Origin of the sequence: Corallococcus sp. AB049A, assembly GCF_003668885.1 — a bacterium.
Taxonomy (GTDB): domain Bacteria; phylum Myxococcota; class Myxococcia; order Myxococcales; family Myxococcaceae; genus Corallococcus; species Corallococcus interemptor.
On the sequence record NZ_RAWL01001351.1, the window covers coordinates 1 to 404 of the forward strand.

Here is a 404-nt window from a genome sequence, read left to right on the forward strand (position 1 = left end):
ACGCTGAGCGGGTGACCGACGCGCGGGCCGAGAACTCCTATCCCGGCGAGCGACTCGGCCTTCCGAACGCCGGCACAGGCAGCATGGCCAAGCTCGGCCGGCGCGTGGCCGCGGTCGCGATCGACTGGGCATGCGCCGTCGTGGTGTCCATCGCTTTTTTCTCCTACGACGCGCTGGCCACCACGCTGATCTTCGCCGCGGTGCAGGTGGTGTTCGTCCCGACCATCGGCGGAAGTCCCGGCCATCGCATCCTCGGCATGAGGGTGGTGCGTGTGGACGGCTCCTGGACGGGCCTGTGGCGCCCCGTCCTTCGTACGGCACTGCTGGTGCTCGTCGTCCCCGCGGTCATCTGGGACGCCGACAATCGAGGCCTGCACGACAAGGCGGCCGGCACGGTGCTGATC

Annotated in this window: 1 protein-coding gene; it reads left to right on the top strand. The window is 69.6% G+C overall.

Translation table 11 applies throughout. The features are described from left to right. The coding region (locus D7X55_RS42120) for an RDD family protein (RefSeq protein WP_199747479.1) at positions 1-404 on the top strand (404 nt) is incomplete at both ends.